This is a genomic window from Shimazuella soli (assembly GCF_022511585.1).
Classification (GTDB): domain Bacteria; phylum Bacillota; class Bacilli; order Thermoactinomycetales; family Thermoactinomycetaceae; genus Shimazuella; species Shimazuella soli.
On record NZ_JAKWBN010000003.1, the window covers coordinates 227,682 to 246,697 of the forward strand.

Here is a 19,016-nt window from a genome sequence, read left to right on the forward strand (position 1 = left end):
ACAGATAGTTTTTTAATCATGCAATGTATAGCTTGGGATATGAATAGTGGTGCCTTTGGTAAGATTGACGAATTTCAAATAGTAGTTGCCTGCGCTTCTTTTACTATCGAAAAAGCATTGTGCATCGTAGCCTTTTTTGTCTGCATATGCATCACCTATGCAGTAGTCTACTTGTTTGCCTGAGCCTTTTTTCCGCAACTCAATTCGAAAGGAACCATCTTTAGGGCTTGCATATTTTTCGAAGTCAAGTACTAACTGTTTGTTAGATAAATAAAAGGTTTTCGTGGTGAAACTCGTACTAAAATGTGCATAACCAGACCAGTAAGTTGTAGCAGCATGAGTCACATTAACTTGAACAGCGAACATCACAACAAAAGCAAATAAAGCTCCCAACCATTTTTTCAATAGAATCATCCCCTTTTTGTAAGTCGCAGAACCTTCTATGAATTCGGTTCATTTATTATTATTTTACCTGATGTACAAAACCAAAAAAGGGTAAATGAGTACTTCCCTATTTCCCCTTTTCACATTAATAACAGATGACTGTCTACTCACTGGTTTTCTGGCCATATAAATGGATGACATGATAGGTAGCGTATACTCCATTTTCTTCCCGATATAACCGATCGTATTCTTCCATGACATTTTTTAATAACAAATGATTTGCCAGTGAGGAGGATTGCGATACGGAATAATTGGCTCCAGTCGCTTTTATATTACGTAAAAAAGATCGGCAGTTAGAGTAAGAAACTTTTTCCCTGTTTTCTTGGACATTAACAGAAGTAAGCCCAGCTAACTCCCACAGCTTTTTCCAAAAGGTAGAGGGGTGCATGGTTAAGTGATGTTGGTCAGCTTGCTTTTTCTCTAACTTTTGAAACAGGTTTGTAAGTTCTTGGAAAGTATCTATGCCAAACGTGGATGCTAGAAGCACCCCGTTCGGTTGGAGTGCTTTTCCCCAAGACATGATGGTCTCTTTCGAATTTGATAACCACTGAATTGTTGCATTGGAAATGATCAGATCATATTTACCTGATAAGTATGCATGGACATCTTCTGCGTCCCCAGTGTGCCAATGGATGTTTGGATGTGGGATATTTCTTTTTGCTGTTTCGATCATTTTTGGCGCTAGGTCTATGGCTGTTAACTCTGCATCTGGATACTTTTGTATGAGTAGATTTGTCAAATATCCCGTTCCGCAGCCTATTTCGCAAATGCGTCTTATTGGTTGATTGCATTTGTCCAAAGTTTGGAGTAATCGATGCGCTATTTGCTTTTGGATCACAGCATATTGGTCATAAGTGGAGGATGATCGGTCAAATCTTCGTGCAACCAATGATTTATTCACCCGCATGGGGCAATCCCTCCTGTATCCACTGATGAAACTTCTCTTGATTTGTATAAAAACAAGCATGTCCAGTCTCTTTCCAGACGGAATGGGTAGAAGAGGCAAGTTGATTTGCTAAGTATTGTGTTGAGTTCAAAGAGCAAATCTCATCCTTTTCGCCAGAGAGTAACGAAACAGGGGTATGAATAAATTTTGTGTGTTCATCAAAAGAAAATTGCTGTAGGTAATCCAATCCAGCCTGAAGGGATGACACAGAAGGAATATTTTCCCGCATTTCCTTGTGCCATTCTTCTTCACAGCCACTGAGCTTTTCATGTTGAGTGAACATTGTTTGATCAAACAGCCGAATGGTTTGATGAACATCTCTATCCAACTGTTTTTTCATTCTCTTGATTGCTAATTCATGCCATCCAAATTTATGATGTTTTGTTCGGATAAATGAGGATACACCAGCTATCAAGAATAGATGATTTATTTGTTTTGGATATTGAAGAGCAAGTTGTAGTGTTATCATTGCTCCAAGTGACCATCCAATAATAATGACGGGTTTGTGTTCGATTTTTTGAAAAATTTGGACCGCATGTTCCTCGATTTGTTCAACCGTTTTACAATTTTCGAAGGAGAGGCTGTGATGATGCACATTTGGCCACTTTTTGATAAAAGGTTTCCACATATCTGAAGTTAGAGACCATCCCGAAATCCACAAAAAAGAATGTTGTTTTTTCATCGGATCACACCGTATTCATTTCCAATTTGAATTATGGATTTTATTGCTTTTTGGATATCTTCCTCTCGATGGCTGGACATCAAAGAGAATCGAAGCCTTGCACCATCAACTGGTACGGTTGGCGGACGGATGGCTACAGCCAAGACTCCTTTTTCCATAAGTTTTTGACTGAAGGTTAATGCCTGGAAACTGTCGCCGATTACAATCGGAACAATTTGGGTAGAGGAATTTGCTGTATCGAATCCATACTTTGTAAGCTCAGAACGAAATTCCATACTCTTGCGATGCAATAGATGGCGAGATTTATCGCTTTTTTGGATCACCTTTAAAGACTGAATAATTGCTGCTATTATGCAGGGTGGCAGAGCAGTAGTATAAATAAAGCTCCGGGAAGTGTTGATGAGATATCGAATCCAATCTTTTTTAGCTGTTACATAAGCTCCGTATACCCCAAATGCTTTGCTGAATGTACCCATGTGTAAGTCTACTTGATCCGCAATGCCCAAATGATGGGCTAAACCTCTTCCAAGAGGCCCCATTGTTCCAACGCTGTGCGCTTCATCGACAAATAAAGCCGCTCCATACTTTTCTTTCAATAAGATGATTTCGCGGAGAGGTGCGATATCTCCATCCATACTGAATACAGCATCTGTGACAATAAGTTTTCGTCTATAGTTCTTCTTAGACGCTCTTTGCAGCAGGCTTTCCAGATGATTCATGTTGTTATGTCGATATCGAAATGACCTTGCACCACTTAAACGAATACCGTCGACAATGCTGGCATGATTGAATTGATCACTAAAAACCGCGTCCCTGCTGTTTAAAAAAGCAGATAAAACACCAAGATTGGCCATATATCCATTGCTGAATACGAGAGCAGATTCAGCTTGCTGCCATTTTGCCAGTTGTTCCTCTAAATAATGTGTTGCATCTTCATGTCCCACTAGTAAACGAGAAGAAGGTGAACCTGCTTCTTCAGCCTTTTGCATGGCTTGAATCAGCAAAGGATGCTTAGCTAGTCCCAAATAATTATTGGAGGAGAAGTTCAGCAATTTTTTTCCGTCTCGCATACACACAGAATTAGCAGCATGAAGAGTAATTTTCAGTTCACGCATTAAGTCTTTATCAGCCAGTTGGTGTAATTCATTGTTTACTTCTAGTTCCCAGTTCTTCATAGGGCACAAAGTTCGATTTCAAATCCGAGATCTTTAATCATTTGATGATCAAGATTTGCTGCTTGACCTTCTGTTGTCAAGTAATCTCCCACAAACATAGCATTAGCGGGATAAAGAGCGAGGGCTTGCAGTTGTCCAAGGTTTACTTCTCTTCCACCGGATACACGAATCTCTTTGCTTGGATTCATAAATCGCATTAAAGCTAGAACTTTCAAGCAATAACGAGGGTTTAACTCTTTTGTGTGTTCCAATGGTGTGCCTTTGATGGGGTTTAGGAAATTAACCGGTATGGAATCGGCATCTAGTTCACGCAATGCGGCGGCGATCTGAATAACTTGTTCCTTTGTTTCACCCATTCCCACAATACATCCAGAGCATGGGGAAATTCCTGCTTCTTTTGCCATTTCTACAGTTTGTATACGTTGATCATAAGTATGAGTAGTTGTAATATTGGCAAAGTGGTCGCTGCTCGTATTTAAATTGTGATTGTATCGATCCACTCCAGCTTCTTTTAATTTCAAAGCTTGGTCATCACGCAGTATTCCAAGACAAGCGCAAACTTTTAATTTTGTGTCTCTTTTTATTTCCTTCACTGCTTCTATCACTTCTTCTAGTTCAGAGGCAGTAGGTCCATAACCGCTAGCGACGATACAATAAGTACCAGCTTTACGGTTTACTGCTTCCTTAGCTCCATCAACGATGACATCTTTATTCAGCATGGTATATTTCTCAATAGGTGCTTTGGAGAGGATAGATTGGGAGCAGTAACCGCAATCTTCTGGACAATAACCGCTTTTCGCATTGATGATCATGTTCAGTTTTACTTTTTTACCAAAGTAATGGTGACGGACGCGAAAAGCAGCTTGCAGCAATGCTAACAGCTCAATATCATCCGCTTCTAATACAGACATTGCTTCCTTTGCCGATAATAAATCACCTGATAAAGCTTTATCCGCATATGTCTCCCAGTTTAAGGTGTTCATTTTTTATGCCTCCCAGCCTAGACGGGGTATAAGTTTTGGAATATTTATGTTAGCTTGCATGATTTGTTGTAATTTTTCAGGTGTAAAGGAATCTAACCAAGGTACTGTTCCGAGCACTGGAACCTTTGCTATCTGTTCAATGAACCGAGGGTTATGTGGTACGCTTGGGTCTTTTTCTGTTTCTTTTAATCCATTTAAAATAACACCGACTAGAGATAGCCCGTATTGATGAGCACCGAGGGCTGTCAAGGCAGTATGGTTTACTGTTCCCAGCAAGGGATGAGCGACCACGAGAAGAGGAAAACCGATATCTCGTGCTAGATCAGCTATGCAGTATTGCTCACTTATTGGTGTCATTAGTCCCCCTGCCCCTTCTACAAGGACTACATCATATTTGTTCGTTAACTGTGCCAATTGGTTTAAGATGATAGAGGGGTCCATCTGTACTTGATAGATTTCTGCTGCTAATTGTGGTGCAACAGGTTCGGGAAAACTATACGTTACAATCTGTTCAATGGGGTCTTCTATTTGAGCCCAATATTTCAGACGCATTCCATCACTTTCATCTGCATGGATCAGATGACCGCTTTGAACAGGTTTCATGATTCCTACTCGATAACCACACGCTTTAAGCGCCAAAGCAAGTCCAGCAGTTATGACTGTTTTGCCAATCTCAGTTCCAGTAGCCGTGATAAAAATTCCTTTATTCACTTTCTGTTACCTCTTGAATTGCTTGATAGAGAATATCGAGCATTTCCCGCAGCTCATCTTTCGCAGCAATAAGGGCAGGCAGAAAAGTGATTACAGAATCCAAAGGTCGAGTGATTAAACCGAGTTCTTTTGCTCGATTGCATACTCGTTGACCGATTGTGTCTTCAAGAAGATAGGGTTTTTTGCTCTCTTTTTCCTTCACTAATTCGATCCCTATCATCAATCCCAGCTGACGAACTTCTCCAACGTGGGAGAGTTGGTAAAATTCTTTTAACCACTGGGCAACTTGCTCACTGGTGTCTTTGACATGTTCGATTATCTTTTCCTGCTCAAAAAGATCTAAGTTTGCTAGTGCAACTGCACAGCCCAATTGGTTGCCTGTATAAGAATGCCCATGATAGAAAGTTTTCTGGTCTGCATAATCACCATAAAAAGCTTGATAGATTTCATCGGAGGTTAAAGTTGCGGCTACTGGTAAATAACCTCCCGTTAATTTCTTTCCAACTGTTAGAATGTCAGGTTCTATTGCCTCATGTTCACAAGCAAACATTTTTCCCGTTCTTCCAAATCCTGTAGCTACTTCATCTGCCAATAGCAAAATATCATACTGGCGGCATAGTTTTTCTACTTCCGCCATATAGCCTCTGGGAGCGACTATAATTCCACTTGCACCCTGTACCATCGGTTCAACAATTAATCCAGCAATCTGATCAGCCTTCTCCTCCAATTTCTTTTGAAGTTCAGCTAAACATGTTTCTACACATTCTTGTTCGGTTCCAGAAAAGCGATAAGGATATGGATAGGGTACTTTTTCAGTTTGAAATAACAATCGGTCAAATGCGTGATGGAATGTTGGAATTCCACCGACACTTACTGCGCCGACTGTATCTCCGTGGTAAGCGTTCTGCATACTGAGAAAAATGTGCTTCTCTGGTTTTCCTCGGTGTTTCCAGTAGAGAAAGGCCATCTTTAATGCAATTTCTACAGCTTCCGCTCCGCTGTCCGAGAAAAATACTTTTTGGACACGATCAGGTGTTATTTGTACCAATCGTTCCGCTAATAAAATTGCAGGTACATTAGACATCCCCAGCAGCGTAGAATGAGCGATTCGACTCAATTGTTCAGAGAGTGCATCATTTAGTTCTTTACGGTTATGCCCAAATACGTTTAGCCATACGGAAGCATTTCCGTCGTAGTACTCTCTGCCTCTGACATCGATGAGCTTTACTCCCTTACCTCGCTCAATGATCAGTGGTTCCTCCTGCAAATACTCCTTCATTTGGGTAAAGGGATTCCAAAGGTATTGACTGTTTTTTTGTAATAATTCTTCGTAATTTTCCAAAATTCACACTCCAATTGTAAACTATATTTTTATGTTAGTTTACAATTGGGAATATAACAGAACTTTCTTGACACAACAAGGGGGATTTTTTATTCAGTTCGGTTTTTTGGGGTTTATATTTGTTTGGAACAAATGAAAAAAGCTAACCAGCGTAAAGAGTTGTGGTTAACTTTTTTGTTATTGGAAGTAAACATTTTTAAGATCGTTTATGTACAGTTTGCAGATGCAAAAACGACCTCACCGTAACTTCGCAGAATGTTGAACATGAAGATGTTATTCATTTGGTAGAACAACATGTCCGCCATCAGTGGAGCCGCGTTATGGAGGGCATCCTTCTGGAAGTTCCAGTTAGGACGGAGGATGAGCTTTGTCTGGAACCCCAATTTCCGCAGGAAACGGGCGGCATACATCAATCCTGCTGCCTGTCCCAAAATCGCTGCCCATGCAATCCCTACTACTCCAGAGTGCAGGAAATAGATCCCTCCCAGACCGAGCAGCAGATGTGTTCCATTCTTGACGACATTCGCTTGTGCGGAACGTTTGGCTTGTTCCAGCCCTTGCAAAGTGTTTTCCAGTACGTTGGAAAAGGAGGACAGACAAATCAGCCCGATCATCACTTGACAGTAGGCAGATCCTGCTTGTGCGACTGTTTCACTGCTGCCGAATAGCTGAAGGAGTTCGCTTGGGAAGACAATAGCAATCCATCCCACAAGCAACCCAAATACCATGGAAAACCACAATGTTTGGAGTATGATCGTTTGTACGAGCAACGTCTGATTTTCTGCCATATCCTTGCATGGGTCTTTCAGGACTTGCAAGCTTTTCGGCAGATTTTTTTTCTTTTCACTAGTGCACTGGCTGACCCATGGTGATGTAGTACCACCATAAGATTGATCGATTGCCGTATAGACGAGCGTAACCATAAAGGTCGACGCCACGATCAACACCGCTTGGATACCGAGGTGAGCAACCAGCAGCATGTTGATAAAGCCTGTGACTGTTTTCGAGAGTTGCCCTGTACCAGACCACCCGACGGTGTCGAGTATTCTGCGTGTACGGGATTTCTGATCCACTGTACTGTCCTTAACTATAGTCGGAATATTTTTATTCTAGCATAAGAATAGAAACCATATGGAAGAGGAGGAGATTTTTAATCAAGAGATACTATTGATTCATTCTTAAAGCTAGTAATTTCTTTTCAGAACCTCTATATTCAATAAGGGGCTTTTTTTAGGTATGGAAAAAAGTACATCGTCGATAATGGATACAAGAAAAGAGGAATGAGAATATGAGCAATGTATACGTTTTTGATCACCCTTTGATTCAACACAAATTGACGTATATTCGGGATAAAAATACAGGAACTAAGGAATTTCGGGAACTGGTAGATGAAGTAGCAACTTTGATGGCATATGAAATTACTCGAGATTTACCGCTTAAGGAAGTAGAGATCGAGACACCTGTGACCACCATGACATGTAAAATGATTGAAGGAAAGAAGATTGGCTTAGTGCCCATATTACGTGCAGGACTTGGGATGGTTGATGGCGTATTAAAACTAATTCCAGCAGCAAAAGTGGGTCATATTGGATTGTATCGCGATCCGGCGACTTTGGAGGCAGTCCAATATTATGCCAAAATGCCATCAGATATAGGAGAACGTGAATTGATTGTGATCGATCCTATGCTTGCTACAGGCGGATCAGCATCGGTTGCAATCGATCAATTGAAGAAAATTGGGGCGACAAGCATGAAATTTATGTGCTTGATTGCTGCTCCCGAAGGAATCGCGAGGTTGCAAGAAGATCATCCTGATGTTGATATTTATGTTGCAGCAGTAGATGAAAAATTAGACCAAAAAAGCTACATTGTACCAGGTTTGGGAGATGCAGGGGATAGATTATTTGGAACAAAGTAATTTTTTCACGGAGATTACATTGATTTTACAGGGTTAATTCAAGGATATTGCAAATATGTGACGAATTATTCACATTCTAGGGTACGAAAGCGTTGACAATGAAAGAAGGCATCCGGTAGTATTAGCAGGGGAAACGACTAATTGAGACAATTACCCTCGAACCAACAATTTTTCACCAATACCCCATTAAATTACTTCCAATAGGGGGTTTTCCGTGTGAATCAAGATAAAAGTGCGTTACGTCTGGTAGCGATGGTTGGTTCAATGGGTACGGAAGTGATAATCCTATCTGTTGGTGGCGCTTGGTTAGGGAAACTGGCAGACGATACTTGGCATACCAAGCCTTTGTGGCTTCTTATCGGCCTAGTTTTAGGTCTTTCGATCGGTTTTGTCAGTGCTGCCTTCACGCTAAAAGCTTTTTTAAAGGAATGACTTCCCTCATGGAATCAAAACTAACCACTCGCCGTCGCGTGATGGTCCTCACTACTGGACTCCTCATCGTGTTTCTGATCATGGTTTTTCTGACCCCATACCGTGCTTTTTTTTGCGGACTCCTCTTGGGGACATCTGTAAGCCTGTATAATTTTTGGTACTTATCTTGGAAGCTAGAGCTTGTACTCAAAAATGCCCTAGCAGGTAACAAAATCAGAGGAACTGGAATGATCAATCGTTTCTTCGTGGTAGCTTTCGCTATGCTTATTGCGGCCAAATATCCTGCTACATTTGATGTAAAGAGTGTACTCATTGGGCTGCCACTTTGCTATATCCTATCTATTTTCTCCTACTTTACAACTCCTAAAGCACAAAGGGGGTGACTTATCGGAATGGAATTATCACCAAAGGTTACTTTTCTCGGTTTAACTTTCGATTTAACTGTCATAATCGGTTCGTTGCTAACTGCTGTTATCGTACTCATCATTACTATTCTTGCTACCCGTGGACGTCAAATGAGACCCGGTAAACTTCAAAATGTAGTAGAGATGGTGATCGACTTTAGCCGTGGAATAGCACGGATGAGTTTTGATGACCGGACAGCAGAAAAATATCTTGGGTTTACCTTCACTCTCTTTTTGTTTATTTTGATAGCGAACCAACTTGGGGTCATCATGATGGTATCAGCTGATGCCCACCATGCAGTTCCTGCACTAGGGATTACAGAGGGGCTTTTGCAAAAGACTCATGAAGTTTCATGGTTAAAATCTCCTACTGCGGATCTGAATGTAACGATATCGATGGCTGTTGCTATTGCCCTGTTTGCAAACTATATGGGACTTCGGACGAGTGTAAAGGGATATTTTAAACACTTCTTGAGTCCGCTAGGTATACTTCATGTAATCGAAGAATTTTCAAAACCAGCAACTCATGCTATGCGTCTATGGGCAAATATTTTTGCTGGGGAAGTTTTGATCGTTATTATGCTTACAAAAGGTCCAATCTACTTGACTGGGATACCAATGTTAGCATGGATGGGATTCTCTGTATTCGTCGGGGCAATCCAAGCTTATATTTTTACTGTACTAGCAAATGTGTATATCGCACAAAAGATGACATCAGATCATTAAACTTTTTTGGGAGGAACATATAAATGGATTTAAATATTCTTGCAGGTGCAATCATGATCGCTTTCGCAGCACTCGGAGCAGCAATCGGTAACAGTAATCTTTTCGCAAAATATATCGAAGGAATCGCACGTCAACCTGAATCTCAAAGCAAACTATTTGGTCAAACCATGATTTTGTTCGGATTGATCGAGGCGCTGCCAATTATCGGTGTGGCTCTTGGTATTCTTCTTCTCTTTGGAGTTATTTAAGTCAGGTAATGTGCTAGTCCAACCGTAAAGGAACTTTTGCGGGATCTCAGTAAATGGGCGGGGGCACAAAATCTCCCGCTATTGTTTTAACTTTAGGAGATACAACTGTTCTTAGTAACGAAAATATTTGTATTGGTTTATCCACTATAACCGAAAGGAGTGACCTCCTTTGTTAAGCTTAAATTTGGGGACAATGTTAGCTCAGTTGGTGATTTTCCTTATTCTGATGCTTTTGGTTTCTCGATTTGCACTTCGCCCTATGCTCGCAACAATGCGTACAAGACAAGATTATATAGATGGACAAATCAAGTCGGCTGAACAGCAACGTGCAGATGCAGAAAAACTAATCGAGGATCAAAAAGCAGCCTTGCAACAAGCAAAAGAAGAAGCAAAAGAAATTATTGAGCGGGCAAAAGTCCAAAAAGAGCGTGAAGCGGAAGAAATTATCCGTTTAGCTAACGAAAGAGCAGAACGGTTGATAGCAGAGGCGACAAACGAAATTAACCGTGAGAAGGAAAAAGCATTGTCTGCTCTTCGTCTAGAAGTAGGAGAATTGAGTGTACAACTGGCTACAAAATTGATCGGTCAAGAATTGGATCAGACCAATCAATCAAAGTTGGTACACCGTTATCTTGAACAAGTAGGAAGAATGCAATGAATATATCGTTAGTAGCAAAACGATATGGAAAAGCTTTGTTTGAAGTCGCCCAAAAACATGGCTTGCTCCAAGAAATAGGGGCTGATTTGAAACTTATACTCGAATCAATTGCACGTTCGGATATCTCAAAGTGGTTATCTCATCCGGCAACTTCCTCAGAGCGGAAAAAAGCTATTTTAGAAAATAGTTTTGCAGAAGTTCAACCTCTTACCAAAAACTTTTTGTATTTGTTGGTAGATGAGAGACGGGAAAATGAACTTACGGGAATTGCTGCTGAGTATAAAAGACTGGCCTTAGAAGCAACTGGTATGGCAGAAGCAGTTGTAACAGCTGCATACCCGTTGACTGCTAGTGAAAAAGCAGAACTAGTGACTACTTTTGCAGAGATTATCGGCAAGAAACTAGTGATCGAAGAGCGAGTGGATTCAGATATATTAGGTGGAGTAATTGTACAGGTAGGCGACCGCCTCTATGATGGCAGCCTCAAAACCAAATTGCTCCGTTTTCAAGAACGTCTAAATGCTTAAAGCATAGGGGTGAAAATCGGTATGAGCATTCGTGCAGAAGAGATCAGTTCGCTGATTAAAGAACGAATCGAAAATTATCAAGCGGACCTTGAAATTAGCGATGTCGGTACCGTTATCCAAGTTGGGGACGGTATTGCCCGCGTTCACGGTCTCCAAAATGCAATGGCTGGTGAACTCTTAGAGTTTAAAGGCGGCATTATGGGAATGGTTTTAAACTTAGAAGAAAATCACGTTGGGGTTGTTATTTTAGGTCCTTACAGTGAAATTCGTGAAGGTGATCAAGTAAAACGTACGGGTCGTCTGATGGAAGTACCTGTAGGAGAAGAATTACTCGGACGTGTAGTAAATCCTCTTGGACAGCCACTAGATGGAAAAGGCCCAATTAACACCACTGCATTTCGTGCTATAGAGTCCCCTGCACCTGGGGTTATCGATCGGAAATCTGTTCATGAGCCGATGCAGACTGGTATAAAAGCAATTGACTCGATGGTACCAATTGGTCGTGGACAACGGGAGTTAATCATCGGAGACCGTCAAACAGGGAAAACGACGATTGCGATCGATACCATCATCAACCAAAAAGGTAAAAATGTAGTCTGTGTTTATGTAGCAATCGGACAAAAACAATCAACCATTGCACAAGTAGTGGAAAAACTACGTCGCCATGGTGCATTAGAATATACCATCGTTGTAGCAGCAAGCGCATCTGATCCAGCTCCGCTACTATTCTTGGCACCGTATGCTGGATGTTCGATGGGTGAATTTTTCATGTACAATGGCGGACATGTGCTATGTGTATATGATGATCTATCCAAACAAGCGGCTGCTTACCGTGAATTATCCCTTCTTCTACGTCGCCCACCAGGTCGTGAAGCATATCCAGGGGATGTATTCTACCTGCATTCCCGTTTATTAGAGCGCGCTGCAAAATTATCCGATGAGCGCGGAGGCGGTTCCCTTACCGCATTGCCATTTATCGAAACACAAGCAGGCGATATTTCCGCTTATATTCCTACCAACGTAATCTCGATTACAGACGGTCAAATTTTCTTAGAGTCTAACTTGTTCTACTCAGGTGTTCGCCCAGCAGTAAACGTAGGTTTTTCCGTATCCCGTGTAGGAGGTTCTGCTCAGATCAAAGCAATGAGCAAAGTAGCAGGTAGCTTAAAGCTAGACCTTTCCCAATACAATGAACTTGCGGCATTTGCTCAGTTCGGTTCTGATCTGGACCCAATTACAAGAGCAAAACTTGCACGTGGTGAGCGAGTCATTGAGATTTTGAAACAAGATGAAAATGAGCCAATGGCAGTAGAAAAGCAAGTTATATCCATTTACCTGGCAACCAAAGGTCATTTGGATGATATTCCAGTTGCTGATGTACGCCGCTTTGAAAAAGAATTCCATTCTTTCTTGGATGCAAGTCATGAAGATATTTTGGCTAGTATTCGTGAACATAAGAAGATGGAAGATGAAAACGATGAGAAATTAAAAGCTGCGATTGAAAGCTTTAAAAAAGGTTTTTCTGTAACAGCGTAAAGACTGATGAAGCCTGAGAGGAAAGGCGGGTGAATCAACGATGGCAACGATGCGAGAGATTAAATTAAAGATAAATTCTTTTGAGAAAACCAAGCAGATAACAAAAGCGATGAAAATGGTAGCTGCTTCTTATCTCCGTAAGGCACAAGAACAGGCAGAAGCAAGCCGTCCTTATGCAGAAAAACTAAAAGAAGTTATCACAGGTTTAGCACAAGGTGGATCAAGTGTGAAACATCCGATGCTACAGTCACGACCAGTTTCTAAAACCGGATATCTGATCGTAACTTCAGATCGTGGGCTTGTGGGTGGTTATAACAGTAACTTGATCCGTCTGCTCATGCAAAAGTTGGAAGAACGGCATAGCTCAAAAGATGAGTACGTAGTTTTTGTTATTGGTCGCAAAGGTTTGGAAGTGTTGAAAAAACGCAACCTTCCTATCATCGGTCAAACGACAGGGGTATCTGCTATTCCACAGTTTTCAGAGGTAATCAATATTGCTAAAGATGCTGTGAGTAACTATGCGGATGGTAATTATGATGAACTATATTTGTTGTATAACGAGTTTGTAAATCCTGTTGTTCAGCGTCCTATGGAAAAAAGACTCTTACCATTAGCATCAGATGAGTTGGTGCAAGAAGAAAAAAGTCAAAAAACCGCTTATGAATATGAGCCATCGGAAGAAGAGGTATTAGCCGAGCTACTGCCTCGATATGCGGAGACTTTGATTTATAATGCACTTTTAGAAGGAAAAGCAAGTGAACATGCGGCACAGATGAATGCAATGGAAAATGCGACGGATAATGCGACTGAGATTATCGGCAATTTGACCCTTGAGTTTAACAGAGCTCGTCAAGCAGCAATTACACAAGAGATTGCCGAAATTGTCGGTGGCGCCGCAGCATTATAGTTTTTGTTAAGGAGGGAATAAGATGGGTCTAGGGCGAGTTTTACAGGTAATGGGTCCGATCGTTGACGTTGAGTTTGAACGTGGACAACTGCCTGAAATCAATAATGCTCTTGTCGTTAAGAAAAGCGATGGAACATCGCTCACATTAGAAACAGCTCTTCATCTTGGAGATAACAACGTACGTACAATTGCTATGTCATCTACCGATGGCTTAGTTCGGGGAATGGATGTAGAAGATACAGGTGCTCCTATTTCTGTTCCAGTTGGTCGTCCATCACTTGGTCGGATTTTTAATGTGTTGGGTGAACCAATCGATGAAGCAGGGCCTGTAGATGTAAAAGAAACACTACCGATTCACCGTCCGGCTCCAAGTTTTGAACAGCAATCAACTGAACAAGAAATGCTGGAAACCGGAATCAAAGTAGTAGACTTGCTAGCACCATATGCAAAAGGTGGAAAAATTGGTCTTTTTGGCGGTGCAGGTGTAGGGAAAACCGTATTGATTCAAGAATTGATTAACAACATTGCACAAGAACACGGTGGTCTTTCTGTATTTTCCGGTGTTGGAGAGCGTACCCGTGAAGGGAACGACCTTTACCATGAGATGAAAGACTCTGGCGTTATCAGCAAAACCGCAATGGTATTTGGTCAGATGAACGAGCCGCCAGGTGCACGTATGCGCGTTGCGTTAACTGGTCTTACCATGGCTGAATATTTCCGTGACAATGAAGGTCAAGACGTATTGTTTTTCGTTGACAACATTTTCCGTTTCACCCAAGCAGGTTCTGAAGTGTCCGCACTTCTTGGTCGTCTGCCATCAGCGGTTGGTTACCAACCAACGCTTGCAACGGAGATGGGTCAATTGCAAGAGCGTATCACCTCGACCAAGACTGGTTCTGTAACGTCTATTCAGGCGATTTACGTTCCTGCGGACGACTATACAGATCCAGCACCAGCAACTGCGTTTGCGCACTTGGATGCAACCACCAACTTGGAACGCCGCTTAACACAAAAAGGTATCTTCCCAGCGGTTGATCCACTAGCTTCTTCCTCACGTATCTTAACTCCTGCGGTTGTTGGAGAAGAACATTACAATGTTGCACGCGGTGTACAACAAATCTTGCAGCGTTACAATGAATTACAAGATATCATTGCAATTCTAGGTTTTGATGAACTATCGGAAGATGACAAACAATTGGTTGCTCGTGCGCGTAGAATCGAGAAGTTCCTTTCCCAAAACATGCACGTTGCAGAACAGTTTACCGGACAACCTGGGGTGTATGTACCAGTAAAAGAAACCGTTCGTGGTTTCAAAGAGATCTTGGAAGGTAAACACGACCATCTTCCTGAAGATGCTTTTTACATGGTTGGAAATATTGACGAAGCCATTGAAAAAGCAAAATCCCTTGGCGTTACCGTCTAGTGGGAGTGTTGTCAAATGAGTAAAATGCAACTGGACATCGTGACCCCAGAAAGAAAAGTTTACTCCAAAGATGTAGAAATGGTCATTACTCGTGCTGCAAATGGGGATATCGGTATTCTTCCTCACCATGCTCCACTTGTTAGTCCCTTATCTGTTACCGTCGTAAGAGTGAAAAATGAAGGTAACGAAGAGCGGATCGCGATAAGCGGAGGATTTTTGGAAGTTCGCCCAAGTGGTGTGACTATTCTTGCAGAAACAGCTGAGCTCTCTACTGATATTGACGTAGAACGGGCAGAAGCTGCTGTAGAGAGAGCCCAAGGACGAATCGCAGAACACGAAGGAGACTTAGCACGTGCGGAACTTGCACTCAAACGCGCAGTAAATCGTTTAGAAGTAGCTAAGTGGAAATAATATATCAAAGAAGACACTTCCTTGTATAAGGAAGTGTTTTTTTATGTGAATATGGATATCTAAGTTGGATTTTAAAAAGGGAGATTCCCTTCTATTAATAAGTTAAGTATATGTAAAGATAATTTTTGTATATCCATCATAATTGTAATTTTGTTATAATATTTTCTAATGTTTGCTGCCTAGAGAGAAGTTCATGGACAACATCACCCCAAACATTCGAATCTTGAAATGCGTGCCTTACATGGGCAACCCATCGGGTTGGGTTGTGAGGGTAGAGGTACCAGGAGAGTATGTAAAGGTACTTCCCCATGAGAATGGAGTCCCGTTTCCTGATTCGGATTCCGCCATCAAGGCCGCTGAGGCTCAGAAGGAAGAGCTGGAGCCAAGATTCCCTGGAGTAGAAGTAGAGTTGTCGAACAAGGTGACTCCAAGGAAAAAGGTATAATGGAGTAATTCTTTGGGCAACCAGCAAGGTATCGTTGATATCTTGCTGGGCCAATAACAATAAAGATTACATGATTTTAGATGGGGCAAATTGTTTTAACAATAACTCGAAAAATATTAAGGTTTTATTAGGATTCGTAGCAGTAATTCAGGTCTTGGAAGCGGATAGCCATCTCCTAGAACCATCACTCCTGAAAGAACGGTAAAATAAGCGGCAATCAGTTCTGCTGTATCACCCTCCACCATTTGTCCATTTTCCTGACCCTCTTTAAATAACGGAAATAACTGTTTAATATAAAAGTCCAAAGAGTAGTTTGTAAGGAGCTCTTTTACCTCATCTGGAACATCTTTTGAATTTCTTGCAATATGAAGTAATTGGAAGAAAGGCGCACCATCTTCATCTATGATAGATTCTGTTAATAGTTTTATTTTCTCTAATGGTGTGCCGCCGGTCCATTCGATCAATTTTTGTATTTCAGTTGTGGATGTCTCTATTGCACTTTTAACTAGTGAAGTGAACAGTTCATCTTTTGAGTTAAAGTAGTGATACAAAAGCCCATGGCTAATACCAGCAGCTTGTGAGATCATACTCATCTTAGTTCCAGCAATACCGTGTTTAGCAAACACCTTGGTAGCAGCTTGAGCTATCTGTATTTTTCGTTCCTTATGGATTTGTTCCAGTTGTTCTTTTGCCAACCGTGGCATATTTTTCTCCACCTTTGTTATTTTTGAAGAAAGAAATTTGCGATATGTTTACTAATCTCTACCGGTTTATTCTTATTATTCGGTCCAAAATGATCTAACTCTGGGAATGATATCACCTTTGTTTTTTGGATGGTTCCATTTAATGTTTCGGTCATTTGTTTGACTGATGTAGGACTTTTTTCTCCAAACATGAAAAGGGTATCAGATTTTATATTATCATAGTCTCGATAAGTTCCTGCAAGTCGATGTACTTCCTTGTGCTCGGACAGATTTTCTTCTAATAGACTATATATCTTCTGCCAATGCTCACCCCGAATGACTAGTCTCAAGATGAATTTTGCATACCATTTTGGAAGCCTTGATAAAGGAGATTGGGCAGAGCCTCTAACAAAACTTGCAAATGCCGCGCGATAGTCTCTTTTTTTCATATCCGATTCATATTCGCTCAGCCAATCCCAATTTTCTTTCATAATCACTACACCAGGTTCATAAAGAGCTAATTTGGCAGTTGGAAATGATTTTGCAACTTCAAGTGCAATAAGACCTCCAAAACTATGTCCAAAAATTAAGTTTGCCCCAGTAGTTTCTAGTATTTTTTTCACATCTTCACACTCAACTTGAATGGAGAAGTTGTTCCCTTGTGGTCCACTTATGCCGCGTCCTCTGCGATCCACAATGTGCACAGTAAAAAAAGAAGAAAGTTCAATAGCTAGGGAAGTAAAGTCATTGGAGTCACTTAAAGCACCATGAATGATAAGTACCCCTGGACCTTGGCCAATACTTTTGTAGCCTATAACAGTACCATCATTGGATATAATCGTTGAGTTGATAAATTCTGTTTTTGTTGTCATTTTCAAGCCCCACCTGTTTGTATTTTGATTGACTAAGTCGATCAATCAATTAATTTATTGATATATTATATGGATACTTCTAAACATGCAAGGAGTTTTATCAATATATGAATATTAAGTTTTTAATTTAATAGCAGTTATCCACATTGACTTAGAGCATCCTCGAAGTAGTATTCTGTTTCATGAAAAGAGGAGGTTTTTGAAAATGGAAAATACATGTGTCCAGATCAATCAATTTGGCGGTCCAGATGTATTGGAAGTAATAGAGGAACCTATTAGAAAGCTGACACAAGGGGAAATTCGTGTTAAGGTTTTAGCTGCTGGTGTTGCACTTGGAGACGTTATGCGTAGAGTTGGGAAGTTTCCATCAGCTTTATCTCTTCCCCTGACTCTTGGATATGATGGCGTTGGAATAGTAGAGGAGTTAGGAGAGGGAACCAATGGTTTTGTGATTGGAGATAAAGTAGCATATTTCTTTGGTGGAACGGGTGGATATGCATCTTATGTTTATGCAAAAGAAGATGAGCTGGTTGTGATTTCGCCAAAGATAGAGCCAGAAATGGGTGCAGCGATCATTTTGAATTATGTGATCGCATATCAAATGCTGCATCGAGTGGCAAAAGTGACTGAGGGGGAAAGCATATTGATTCATGGTGCGAGTGGAGGGGTCGGAACGGCCTTGTTGGATCTAGGAAGACGAGCCAAATTGAAAATGTATGGAACAGCCTCGAAAATGAAACATGATGTGGTTTCCTCTTTTGGTGCTGTCCCGATCGATTATCAAAACCAAGATTTCGTGGAAATCTTGCAGAGAGAAGTACCTGAAGGAATCGATGTTGTATTTGATCCAATTGGTGGTACGAACTATAAGCGATCCCAAAACATACTAAGTGAGAAAGGCAGATTTGTTGGTTTTGGCTACACTTCTATTCTTAAGGAAGGAAATGCTCAAGACTGGGCTAGAGACTGGGATGAATTAACTTCGAAAGGTGAGACAGAGAATGGGAATAAGACTTATTTGTACACCATTTCTGGGTTTAAAAAAGACCATCTAGACTGGTTTCAAGAAGACTTAAAGTATCTTTTTTCTTTGTTGGAAAAGGAAGAGATAAAGCCTATCATTTTTGGACGTTTTCCATTGAGCGAAGTTGCAAAAGCTCATGAATTAATAGAAACATCAAATAAAGTTGGGAAAATTATTTTATATACCTAAAAATAAAAAGCAAATGAAGTGAGCACTCTTTTAGTTAGAGTGCTCATTATTATTTCTAGATTATTATCGGATAAAGACTATATCTCCATTATGTGTTTGCATCACTTGTACCAATAACCCCTTTGAGCTGGCGATTATCAACTTCGTTTGTTGATGTAGAGATAGTTCCTTGTTGAATAGGAAAATCAGATTGAACATTGCTTCCTGAAAAGTCTACATTTAGTGACTTTGGATCTTGACCGACAGAGACATTTTTTTGGCTACTCCTTTGTTTGGAAAATAACAAGTATCTATATAATCTCATCAATAATTAAATATAATCAATAGCTT

At 40.9% G+C, this 19,016-nt stretch carries 24 protein-coding genes; 13 read left to right on the plus strand and 11 right to left on the minus strand.

The window, feature by feature from the left end:
* Positions 1-12: 12 nt before the first annotated feature.
* The 8 genes from MK805_RS09610 to MK805_RS09645 all read right to left on the minus strand — a co-directional run bounded on the left by MK805_RS09610 (position 13) and on the right by MK805_RS09645 (position 7,263).
* On the minus strand, positions 13-405 hold the full coding sequence (locus MK805_RS09610) for a hypothetical protein (protein ID WP_240875522.1): 393 nt from the start codon (positions 403-405) through the stop codon (positions 13-15).
* A 142-nt stretch (positions 406-547) separates the two neighbouring features.
* A complete protein-coding gene (bioC, locus tag MK805_RS09615) occupies positions 548-1,351 on the minus strand; it encodes a malonyl-ACP O-methyltransferase BioC (RefSeq protein WP_240875523.1) in 804 nt (267 codons plus the stop codon).
* Positions 1,338-2,072 carry an alpha/beta fold hydrolase gene (locus tag MK805_RS09620; RefSeq protein WP_240875526.1) on the minus strand — a complete coding sequence of 245 codons (735 nt, stop codon included), beginning with the start codon at positions 2,070-2,072 and terminating at the stop codon, positions 1,338-1,340. The genes bioC and MK805_RS09620 overlap by 14 nt, the downstream gene beginning before the upstream one ends.
* Positions 2,069-3,247, minus strand: coding sequence for an 8-amino-7-oxononanoate synthase (bioF, locus tag MK805_RS09625; protein ID WP_240875528.1), 1,179 nt, complete (start codon positions 3,245-3,247; stop codon positions 2,069-2,071). Before bioF ends, MK805_RS09620 begins: the two co-directional genes overlap by 4 nt.
* Positions 3,244-4,230, minus strand: coding sequence for a biotin synthase BioB (gene bioB / locus MK805_RS09630; protein ID WP_240875529.1), 987 nt, complete (start codon positions 4,228-4,230; stop codon positions 3,244-3,246). The genes bioF and bioB overlap by 4 nt, the downstream gene beginning before the upstream one ends.
* Before the next feature lie 3 nt (positions 4,231-4,233).
* Complete coding sequence (gene bioD / locus MK805_RS09635; RefSeq protein WP_240875532.1) at positions 4,234-4,941, minus strand: dethiobiotin synthase; 708 nt, start codon at positions 4,939-4,941, stop codon at positions 4,234-4,236.
* Complete coding sequence (gene bioA / locus MK805_RS09640) at positions 4,934-6,283, minus strand: adenosylmethionine--8-amino-7-oxononanoate transaminase (RefSeq protein ID WP_240875534.1); 1,350 nt, start codon at positions 6,281-6,283, stop codon at positions 4,934-4,936. The genes bioD and bioA overlap by 8 nt, the downstream gene beginning before the upstream one ends.
* A 206-nt stretch (positions 6,284-6,489) precedes the next feature.
* Positions 6,490-7,263, minus strand: coding sequence for an MATE family efflux transporter (locus MK805_RS09645; protein ID WP_240875537.1), 774 nt, complete (start codon positions 7,261-7,263; stop codon positions 6,490-6,492).
* 308 nt (positions 7,264-7,571) lie between these two features.
* Between MK805_RS09645 and upp the strand changes: the two genes are divergently transcribed.
* From upp to MK805_RS09705, 12 genes are all read left to right on the plus strand, one after another.
* Positions 7,572-8,201, plus strand: coding sequence for a uracil phosphoribosyltransferase (upp, locus tag MK805_RS09650; protein WP_240875540.1), 630 nt, complete (start codon positions 7,572-7,574; stop codon positions 8,199-8,201).
* 216 nt (positions 8,202-8,417) lie between these two features.
* Entirely contained in the window at positions 8,418-8,633 is a 216-nt protein-coding gene (locus MK805_RS09655; RefSeq protein WP_240875542.1) for an AtpZ/AtpI family protein, read from the plus strand.
* A gap of 8 nt (positions 8,634-8,641) precedes the next feature.
* Positions 8,642-9,016, plus strand: a complete 375-nt coding sequence (locus tag MK805_RS09660; RefSeq protein ID WP_240875544.1) for an ATP synthase subunit I — start codon at positions 8,642-8,644, stop codon at positions 9,014-9,016.
* A gap of 9 nt (positions 9,017-9,025) precedes the next feature.
* Positions 9,026-9,763: a F0F1 ATP synthase subunit A gene (gene atpB, locus MK805_RS09665; protein ID WP_240875546.1), complete on the plus strand. Its 738-nt coding sequence runs from the start codon at positions 9,026-9,028 to the stop codon at positions 9,761-9,763.
* A 23-nt stretch (positions 9,764-9,786) separates the two neighbouring features.
* Positions 9,787-10,011 carry a F0F1 ATP synthase subunit C gene (gene atpE / locus MK805_RS09670; RefSeq protein WP_160800256.1) on the plus strand — a complete coding sequence of 75 codons (225 nt, stop codon included), beginning with the start codon at positions 9,787-9,789 and terminating at the stop codon, positions 10,009-10,011.
* Between the two features lie 169 nt (positions 10,012-10,180).
* On the plus strand, positions 10,181-10,669 hold the full coding sequence (gene atpF / locus MK805_RS09675) for a F0F1 ATP synthase subunit B (protein WP_240875548.1): 489 nt from the start codon (positions 10,181-10,183) through the stop codon (positions 10,667-10,669).
* Positions 10,666-11,196 carry a F0F1 ATP synthase subunit delta gene (locus MK805_RS09680; protein ID WP_240875549.1) on the plus strand — a complete coding sequence of 177 codons (531 nt, stop codon included), beginning with the start codon at positions 10,666-10,668 and terminating at the stop codon, positions 11,194-11,196. The genes atpF and MK805_RS09680 overlap by 4 nt, the downstream gene beginning before the upstream one ends.
* 21 nt (positions 11,197-11,217) lie before the next feature.
* Positions 11,218-12,732: a F0F1 ATP synthase subunit alpha gene (gene atpA / locus MK805_RS09685; RefSeq protein ID WP_240875551.1), complete on the plus strand. Its 1,515-nt coding sequence runs from the start codon at positions 11,218-11,220 to the stop codon at positions 12,730-12,732.
* Between the two features lie 40 nt (positions 12,733-12,772).
* Positions 12,773-13,639: an ATP synthase F1 subunit gamma gene (gene atpG / locus MK805_RS09690; protein ID WP_240875553.1), complete on the plus strand. Its 867-nt coding sequence runs from the start codon at positions 12,773-12,775 to the stop codon at positions 13,637-13,639.
* A 22-nt stretch (positions 13,640-13,661) separates the two neighbouring features.
* Entirely contained in the window at positions 13,662-15,062 is a 1,401-nt protein-coding gene (gene atpD, locus MK805_RS09695; protein ID WP_240875555.1) for a F0F1 ATP synthase subunit beta, read from the plus strand.
* 15 nt (positions 15,063-15,077) lie between these two features.
* The gene (locus tag MK805_RS09700; protein WP_240875557.1) at positions 15,078-15,473 is read left to right on the plus strand and encodes a F0F1 ATP synthase subunit epsilon; all 396 of its coding nucleotides are present in this window, start codon (positions 15,078-15,080) and stop codon (positions 15,471-15,473) included.
* 193 nt (positions 15,474-15,666) lie between these two features.
* Complete coding sequence (locus MK805_RS09705; RefSeq protein ID WP_240875559.1) at positions 15,667-15,918, plus strand: hypothetical protein; 252 nt, start codon at positions 15,667-15,669, stop codon at positions 15,916-15,918.
* 116 nt (positions 15,919-16,034) lie between these two features.
* On the opposite strand, the gene MK805_RS09710 is transcribed toward MK805_RS09705, so the two are convergent.
* Both MK805_RS09710 and MK805_RS09715 read right to left on the minus strand, forming a co-directional pair.
* Positions 16,035-16,622: a TetR/AcrR family transcriptional regulator gene (locus tag MK805_RS09710; RefSeq protein ID WP_240875561.1), complete on the minus strand. Its 588-nt coding sequence runs from the start codon at positions 16,620-16,622 to the stop codon at positions 16,035-16,037.
* Between the two features lie 17 nt (positions 16,623-16,639).
* Positions 16,640-17,473 carry an alpha/beta fold hydrolase gene (locus tag MK805_RS09715; protein ID WP_240875563.1) on the minus strand — a complete coding sequence of 278 codons (834 nt, stop codon included), beginning with the start codon at positions 17,471-17,473 and terminating at the stop codon, positions 16,640-16,642.
* Positions 17,474-17,678: 205 nt separating this feature from the next.
* Here MK805_RS09715 and MK805_RS09720 point away from each other — a divergent pair, with 205 nt between their 5' ends.
* Positions 17,679-18,686: a medium chain dehydrogenase/reductase family protein gene (locus tag MK805_RS09720; RefSeq protein ID WP_240875564.1), complete on the plus strand. Its 1,008-nt coding sequence runs from the start codon at positions 17,679-17,681 to the stop codon at positions 18,684-18,686.
* Positions 18,687-18,774: 88 nt separating this feature from the next.
* Here the strand turns inward: MK805_RS09720 and MK805_RS09725 are convergent, their stop codons facing one another.
* The gene (locus tag MK805_RS09725) at positions 18,775-18,993 is read right to left on the minus strand and encodes a hypothetical protein (protein WP_240875565.1); all 219 of its coding nucleotides are present in this window, start codon (positions 18,991-18,993) and stop codon (positions 18,775-18,777) included.
* Positions 18,994-19,016: the final 23 nt, after the last annotated feature.

Bases quoted from the DNA above. Each gene is read 5' to 3' on its own strand.
- MK805_RS09645 (WP_240875537.1), bottom strand. From the start codon at position 7,263: ATGCTGCTGGTTGCTCACCTCGGTATCCAAGCGGTGTTGATCGTGGCG.
- MK805_RS09700 (WP_240875557.1), top strand. From the start codon at position 15,078: ATGAGTAAAATGCAACTGGACATCGTGACCCCAGAAAGAAAAGTTTAC.
- atpB (WP_240875546.1), top strand. From the start codon at position 9,026: ATGGAATTATCACCAAAGGTTACTTTTCTCGGTTTAACTTTCGATTTA.
- bioB (WP_240875529.1), bottom strand. From the start codon at position 4,230: ATGAACACCTTAAACTGGGAGACATATGCGGATAAAGCTTTATCAGGT.
- MK805_RS09710 (WP_240875561.1), bottom strand. From the start codon at position 16,622: ATGCCACGGTTGGCAAAAGAACAACTGGAACAAATCCATAAGGAACGA.
- MK805_RS09705 (WP_240875559.1), top strand. From the start codon at position 15,667: ATGGACAACATCACCCCAAACATTCGAATCTTGAAATGCGTGCCTTAC.
- atpD (WP_240875555.1), top strand. From the start codon at position 13,662: ATGGGTCTAGGGCGAGTTTTACAGGTAATGGGTCCGATCGTTGACGTT.
- atpA (WP_240875551.1), top strand. From the start codon at position 11,218: ATGAGCATTCGTGCAGAAGAGATCAGTTCGCTGATTAAAGAACGAATC.
- MK805_RS09720 (WP_240875564.1), top strand. From the start codon at position 17,679: ATGGAAAATACATGTGTCCAGATCAATCAATTTGGCGGTCCAGATGTA.
- MK805_RS09715 (WP_240875563.1), bottom strand. From the start codon at position 17,473: ATGACAACAAAAACAGAATTTATCAACTCAACGATTATATCCAATGAT.
- atpG (WP_240875553.1), top strand. From the start codon at position 12,773: ATGGCAACGATGCGAGAGATTAAATTAAAGATAAATTCTTTTGAGAAA.
- upp (WP_240875540.1), top strand. From the start codon at position 7,572: ATGAGCAATGTATACGTTTTTGATCACCCTTTGATTCAACACAAATTG.
- MK805_RS09620 (WP_240875526.1), bottom strand. From the start codon at position 2,072: ATGAAAAAACAACATTCTTTTTTGTGGATTTCGGGATGGTCTCTAACT.
- MK805_RS09660 (WP_240875544.1), top strand. From the start codon at position 8,642: ATGGAATCAAAACTAACCACTCGCCGTCGCGTGATGGTCCTCACTACT.
- MK805_RS09680 (WP_240875549.1), top strand. From the start codon at position 10,666: ATGAATATATCGTTAGTAGCAAAACGATATGGAAAAGCTTTGTTTGAA.
- bioC (WP_240875523.1), bottom strand. From the start codon at position 1,351: ATGCGGGTGAATAAATCATTGGTTGCACGAAGATTTGACCGATCATCC.
- bioF (WP_240875528.1), bottom strand. From the start codon at position 3,247: ATGAAGAACTGGGAACTAGAAGTAAACAATGAATTACACCAACTGGCT.
- atpE (WP_160800256.1), top strand. From the start codon at position 9,787: ATGGATTTAAATATTCTTGCAGGTGCAATCATGATCGCTTTCGCAGCA.